The organism is Enterobacter cloacae complex sp. IR5459 (assembly GCF_049238005.1).
Lineage (GTDB): Bacteria > Pseudomonadota > Gammaproteobacteria > Enterobacterales > Enterobacteriaceae > Enterobacter > Enterobacter hormaechei_C.
In genome coordinates, this window is the sequence record NZ_JBMKIG010000073.1 from 1 (window position 1) to 620 (window position 620).

Here is a 620-nt window from a genome sequence, read left to right on the forward strand (position 1 = left end):
ATCGTGGCATAGGCCGTGGGGATCGATTTGAAACCGCGCACCGGCTTGATCAGTATCTTGAGCTTTCCGTGATCGGCCTCGATCACGTTATTGAGATACTTCACCTGCCGGTGGGCCGTCTCCCGGTCCAGCTTTCCTTCGCGCTTCAATTCGGTGATCGCTGCACCATAGCTCGGCGCTTTGTCGGTATTGAGCGTGGCAGGCTTTTCCCAGTGCTTCAGGCCTCGCAGGGCCTTGCCCAGGAACCGCTTCGCTGCCTTGGCGCTGCGGGTCGGCGACAGGTAGAAATCGATCGTGTCGCCCCGCTTGTCGACTGCCCGGTACAGGTAGGTCCACTTGCCCCGCACCTTGACGTAGGTTTCATCCAGGCGCCAGCTCGGATCAAAGCCACGCCGCCAGAACCAGCGCAGCCGCTTCTCCATCTCCGGGGCGTAGCACTGGACCCAGCGATAGATCGTCGTATGGTCGACCGAAATGCCGCGTTCCGCCAGCATTTCCTCAAGGTCGCGATAGCTGATCGGATAGCGACAATACCAGCGCACCGCCCACAGGATCACATCACCCTGGAAATGGCGCCACTTGAAATCCGTCATCGTTCCGTCCGTCCAATCTCCGCCAAG

The 620-nt window shown here is 60.0% G+C and carries 1 protein-coding gene; it reads right to left on the reverse strand.

Annotation, left to right across the window (positions count from 1 at the left end; all coding sequences use genetic code 11):
- The coding region (locus ACOTX4_RS26005) for an IS6-like element IS6100 family transposase (protein WP_045626558.1) at positions 1–593 on the reverse strand (593 nt) is incomplete at its 3' end.
- Positions 594–620: the final 27 nt, after the last annotated feature.